The sequence below is a fragment of the Aeromonas sp. V90_14 genome (assembly GCF_029967615.1).
Taxonomy (GTDB): domain Bacteria; phylum Pseudomonadota; class Gammaproteobacteria; order Enterobacterales; family Aeromonadaceae; genus Aeromonas; species Aeromonas hydrophila.
Map to the genome: position 1 here is coordinate 290,242 of NZ_JASCAS010000002.1, position 6,000 is coordinate 296,241.

The 6,000-nt window shown below is 62.6% G+C and carries 2 protein-coding genes and 1 riboswitch; of the genes, one reads left to right on the top strand and one right to left on the bottom strand.

Annotated elements, in window-relative coordinates:
• Positions 1-135 precede the first annotated feature (135 nt).
• Complete coding sequence (locus QLG02_RS03675; RefSeq protein ID WP_282464532.1) at positions 136-3,138, bottom strand: glycosyl hydrolase family 18 protein; 3,003 nt, start codon at positions 3,136-3,138, stop codon at positions 136-138.
• A 148-nt stretch (positions 3,139-3,286) separates the two neighbouring features.
• Positions 3,287-3,372: riboswitch (cyclic di-GMP riboswitch) on the bottom strand.
• Between the two features lie 296 nt (positions 3,373-3,668).
• Between QLG02_RS03675 and QLG02_RS03680 the strand changes: the two genes are divergently transcribed.
• Positions 3,669-5,813 (top strand): ExeM/NucH family extracellular endonuclease, encoded by a 2,145-nt coding sequence (locus QLG02_RS03680; RefSeq protein WP_282464533.1) that lies wholly within the window; start codon positions 3,669-3,671, stop codon positions 5,811-5,813.
• Positions 5,814-6,000 lie beyond the last annotated feature (187 nt).

The window sequence follows — 6,000 nt, forward strand, 5'->3', positions numbered from 1 at the left end:
TGGGTCATTGCCTTGCGAGAGGACAGGCCATGCAGAGTGCCGGCCTGCCCCTCAAACGGTCATCAGTAGCTGCATATCAGTTCCAGCTACCATCGCCCGCTCTGAGCTCGCTGCTGGTACAGCAGCCTGGACAACTCAGTAGCTGCACACCAGTTTCCAGCTACCATCGCCCGCCTTGGGCTCACTGCTGGTCCACCAGTTGGCCTGCCACACCGCCTTGTTGTTGGTCATCCGGTCACCGCCGTTGGCGTGATCCCCCTGCGGCCAGGTCGGATAGGCCTTGTAGGCGGCCGGGTTGACGTTCTGGCTGCTGCAGGTGGCGCCGCCCGGGTTCTCGCCGCCACCACTGCTGCCCAGTACGGCCTCCGGCAGGGTCGGGAACTCGGCCTTGAGGCCCGCGGTCTGGGTGCCGCTGATGATGCGGATACCGCTCGGCACACCGGCGGCCGGCAGATAGTAGGTCATCGCCACTTCCACGTCGCTGCCCGGCGCCCAGGCCTTCCAGGTCGGCAGCGTAAAGGCCGCCTTGTGGAAGTCCTTCTCGCCCGCGATGCCGTCGGAGTTCTGGTTGCCGCCGCTCTCCACCACTTTCAGCCCCATCCCGCTCTGGTCGGTGATGGTGTCGGAGGTGGAAGTGGGCACCAGGAACTCGATGCGAGTACCGCCCGGAATGGTCTGGGTCGAGTTGTTGGTGAGCTTCAGGGTCGGGTTGATCGGGTAGTTGGAATCCCCCTCCTTGAAGCCGGAGAGGCTCACCGCGATGTCCAGCTGGGCGGTTGGCGCCGCCAGATCGTTCTGCTGGGTGTTGTACTTGGCTGCCTTGGCGAACTTCTCGTAGGCGAGCGTGGTCAGCGTGCTGCCCATGCCGTATTCGTTCTTGGCCGGATCGAAGGCGTAGTCACCCGCCATCTCCCAGAACATGACCCCGCCCAGGCCCCGCTTGATGATGTAGTCGAGCTTGTGGCCCATGGACTCTTCATCTTCGGTGGAGAGGAACACCTTCTTCTCTTCGTTCCACAGCCAGGGCGCCTGCGCCTTGTCATCGTAGTAACGCACGTACTTGCCCTGCATCACATGGGCCGGGTTGTTGGGATCCAGACCCCAGGCCTGGCCGTAGCTCGGCATGGTGGTGATACCCAGGCTGGCGGCGTTCTCCAGGTTCTTGGCATGCCACATGGGCACGGCGCCACCGCCGATCTCCTTGCCGTTCTTGTCGAGATCATGCCAGATGTTGTCGATGCCGACCGCCCCGTTGCCACACGGGATGGTGCTGCCACCGGTACCCGGCTGACAATCGCTCTGGCTAGGCAGGGCTGCCTTGCCGGCCAGGCCGTGAGTGCCACCGCTGACCCCTTGCCAGCCACGGGTGTAGTAAGGCACGCCCACGTTGATCTTGCCGGCCGCCAGGGCGCCACGGAAGTAGTGGGCAGACCAGGCCGCGTTGAGGTAGCCGATGCCGCCAAACTGGCTCTGGGTATAGACACCCCAGTGGGCAAGTTCGGCATCCGCCTTGTTGTCGAACAGGGCGGCGTTGTGACCGACGAAGTTGTTCCAGGCGCCGTGGAAGTCGTAGGTCATCAGGTTGACGTAGTCGAGGTACTGAGTGACCTGGAAGTTCTCCATGCCGCGCAGCAGATAGGCCGAGGCCGGCGAGGCGATGGTCAGCATGTACTTGCGACCATCCTCGCTGCCGGCGCTGTCGAGCTTGCTGCGCAGGGTCTGCATCAGCACCTTGTAGTTGGCAAACAGCTTGCCACGGCACTGGTTGGAGAGCGGGAAGTCATTGGGGTTACCCGCATCCTTCATGGAGGTGGGGTATTCGTAGTCGACGTCGACCCCGTCAAAGCCGTACTGACGGATGAAGCTCACCGCCGAGTTGGCAAAGGCGTTGATGCCGTCATTGTTGACCGAGCAGTCACCCTTGGTGGTGGCGGTATAGAAGCCGCGGGTATCGGCCCAGCCCCCCACCGAGATCAGGGTCTTCACGTCCGGATACTGCTTCTTGTACTTCGACAGCAGGTTGAAGTGGCCCTTGTAGGCAAACTCCGGATCCATCTCGGCACCCGGCACGCCGTCCCAGGTCATCTTGGTCGCCGAGTCGTCCACCTTGATGGTGTGGCTCTGCTCGTCCACCGCCGCGAAGGCGTAGTTGATGTGGGTGATCTTGTCCCAGGGGATATCGCTCACCAGATAGGAGGGCAAGCCGTTCTTGCCGGTACGCCAGGAGGTGAAATAACCGATGACCCGACGGGCGTGATCATCCCCCATGCACTCGTAACCGTCAGGGCGGTAGATCTGGCGGATATCGCAGGAGAGGTTGCCACCGGTGGGCGGCAGGGCTGCCTCTTCCACCTGTACGTCGACCTGGCTCGATTCGCCGCTCAGGTTCTCCTTGTCGGTCGCCACCAGCTTGAGGCCGGCCAGCCCCTTGCTCTGGGGCGTCCAGTTCACCTGCCAGGGGGCACTGGTGTCTTCACCCACCTTCTTGCCATCGACGAACAGCTCGACCCTGGCGACGTCGTTGTTGGCATCGGTGACGTTGCCGCTCACCGCCACGCTGCGACCCAGTGTCACCTTGGCGCCGCTGGCCGGGCTGCTGATGCTCACCTTGGGCGCCTCTGGCGCCACCACGGCGGCGACGTTGAAGCTCGAATCCGCCTCGCTCAGCACCTTGCCATCTTTATCCAGTGCCCGAGCCTTGAGGGCGTGGGCGCCGACACCGGCGGCACTCCAGCTGCCGTTCCAGGGCGAGGCGCTCGCCGTGGCCACCAGCTTGCCGTCGATGAGGTATTCCACCCGAACCAGCGCCGTCACCGGGCCGCTCAGGGTCACCGCCAGCGCGACGCTCGCCCCCTCGTTGAAACTGGCGCCGGCAGCCGGCGAGCTGACGGCTACGCCGAGCGCAGGGGGCGGCACGTCCCCGCCATAGAGTTTCCAGGCATCGGCCCAGACCACACCCACTCCGGGAGCGTAGTGATAGGGCGAGGCCCCGCACCAGCCGGAGTAGGGAAATTCTTTGCACTCATAGAGATTGCCGACGTTGCTGACGATGTCGCCGGCCTTGTAGGCGGTACCGGCCTGATAGGCGGGATAGGCGGCCTGTGCCCAGGCGGGCATGGCAGCCAAAGCCACCAGCATGACAAGCCTGCTGGGCCTTAGGGTCTGTTGCATATTGTTATCTTCCTTGTTTTGTCTTGGCATTGGTCACCAAGGCAAGGGACAAGCGCAACCTGCGTGATGGGCGCAGACAACTGGCAATGGACCTGCCACAAACGTCACCCTCACCCTGGGAAGCCCCGCTATCTGGATCGCTCGATCTGAAGACCGGAGGCATTGCGTCCCGGCATCTCGACCGGTTTGCCCTTTACCTGGGTTCCGTGAGGAACAAGTCGAGTATAGGAATCAACCAGCCGAGTCTCAATCTTCATTCTCGAGGAAAAATATGTGGATGCCAGCCAGATCACATTTTCACTGATGTGACGAAATAACTGTTTTGTCATTAATTTCATACTGTTAGCCAAGTCAAAAAAACCGGCATTGCCCTCATTTGTATCCCCGTAATGTGCGTTGGCTCACTGGTATGACATGCCAGAAATGTGACAATGCGCGCCCTTGGCCGATGCGCCAAGGCTATGGAAACACTGGCAAAAAATAAAAAAGGAACAGTTATGAAAGGAACACGTACCCTGCTGTCGCTGGCCGTGGGGCTTGCGCTCGCCTCCCCGTCCGTCTATGCCGCCGGCTTCAGCTGCCCGGCCGACAGCGCCCTCACCCCGATCCCGGTCATTCAGGGCAGCGGCGACAAGAGCCCACTCATTCCCGCCGACAAGTTCGAAAGTCCCCAGAGCGTCATGGTCAAGGCGGTGGTCTCTGGCCTCGGCGAGAGCCTCAACAAGGGATTCTACCTGCAGGACGTGCAGGGCGATGGCAACCCCCAGACCTCGGACGGCATCTTCGTCTACCTCAACGACAAGAACTTCGCCAGCAAGTACCCGGACATCAAGCCGGGCGCCGAAGTCTGCCTGGAGGCCAAGGTCGAGGAGTACTACAACCACACCCAGCTCAAGCCGGTCGCTGACAGCGGCGCCCCGCGCCTGCAAGTCCTCGCCCAGGGGACGGCCCCTGCCGCCGTGCCGCTGCGGGTACTGGAAAACGAGACCCTGGCCCGGGCGCTGGAGCGTCACGAAGGGATGCGGGTACGGCTCGATGCCGACAGCGCGCTCAAGATAAGCCGCAACTTCAGCTATGACTACGCCGCCCGGCGCAACAACCTGGTGCTCTCCCACCAGGCGCCGCTGATGAAACCGACCCAGTTGCACGATGCCGACAGCAAGGCCGCCAAGGCACTGGCCAAGGCCAACGCCAACAACCGGGTGTTCCTCGAATCGGACTTCAAGGCCGCCGACGGCAAACTGCCCTGGCTGCCGGCCTGGGAGCCGGAGCAGGGTTACCTGCGCATCGGCGACGCCCCGGTCAACCTGGATGCGCTGGTGGGTTACAGCTACAACGAATACCGGCTGATCGTACCGCAGGATCAGGTAATCACCGCCGGCGATCTGCTGCGCACCAGCGACAACGACCGCCAGAGCGCCCCGGCCCGTGCCGACGGCACCGATCTGCGCATCGGCAGCTTCAACGTGCTCAACTACTTCACCAGCCACTCCAGCGTGGGCGGAGCACTCAACGTGCTGTGCAAGGATCAGGCCGATGCGGACAGCGCCAAGGGCTGCAACCGCGGTGCCAAGAACCTGGAGGACTTCCAGCTGCAGCGCACCAAGATAGTCAACGCCATTACCGAGATGGATGCCGACCTGCTCGGCCTGATGGAGATGGAGAACAACGGCTTTGACAGCCACTCCGCCATCAGCGACCTGGTGCAGGCCCTCAACGCCCAGCAGAAAGATGCCAGCAAGCAGTACGCCTTCGTGACCCTGCCCAAGGCGCTGCTTGGCAACGAGCGCTTCTTCGGCGGCGACGCCATCATGGTGGCCATGATCTACCGACCCGCCAAGCTGGTACCGCAGGGGGATGCCGGCGTCATCACGCTGCCGGTGCAGAAATACCTGGATGCGAAAGGGGTCGAGAAACAGGCCTCCCAGCGTGACTCTCTGGTGCAAAGCTTCACCGTCGAGGGCAGCAAGGAGCCGCTGACCCTGGTGGTCAACCACCTGAAATCCAAGGGATCCGGCTGCCTGGAGAATCTGGACGGCAAGGAGCCGGCCCATCTGCAGGGCAAGTGCACCGAGTTCCGGGTCAGCGCCGCCAAGGTGCTGGGCGAGGCGGTGAACAAACTGCCGGGCCAGGTGCTGCTGGTGGGGGATTTCAACTCCTACGCAAGGGAAGATGCGATCCGGGTGCTGACCGACTATGTGCCGACCGACGGTCAGCGCAAGATAGTCTCCGCCTCCCAGACCTTCCTCGGCGCTCAGGTCTATGAGCAGACCGGCAGCGAGGTGAGCAAGAGCTACGGCCTGGTGGACATGAACGTCAAGTTCAACAAGGAGAAGGCCATCTCCTACAGCTACGAGGCCGAACTCGGCACCCTGGACTATGCCCTCGCCAACCCGGCGCTGGCCAGCAAGGTAGTGGCGGTCGCCGACTGGCACATCAACTCGTTCGAGAGCAACCTGTTCGAGTACGGCCGTGACTTCAGCGGCGACATGATCAAGTCTGACAACCCGTTCAGCGCCTCCGACCACGACCCCATCATCGTCGACCTCAAGCTGAAAGAGGAGAGCAACGGCGGTGGCGGTGCCATGGGCGCCCTGCTGCTGGCGCTGCTGCCGCTGGCCTGGCGTCGTCGCCACGGCTGATGACCCGCCATCAAACCAAAAGCCCGCAGCGATGCGGGCTTTTTATTGGCCAGCCGGCACGACCGGTGAACGGAGCGCAAAACAAAAAGGCCACCGCAGTGCGGTGGCCTTTTCTACTTTCGTTACGAAAGATGGTGGAGCTACGCGGGATCGAACCGCGGACCTCTTGCATGCCATGCAAGCGCTC

Bases quoted from the DNA above. Each gene is read 5' to 3' on its own strand.
- QLG02_RS03675 (WP_282464532.1), bottom strand. From the start codon at position 3,138: ATGCTGGTGGCTTTGGCTGCCATGCCCGCCTGGGCACAGGCCGCCTAT.
- QLG02_RS03680 (WP_282464533.1), top strand. From the start codon at position 3,669: ATGAAAGGAACACGTACCCTGCTGTCGCTGGCCGTGGGGCTTGCGCTC.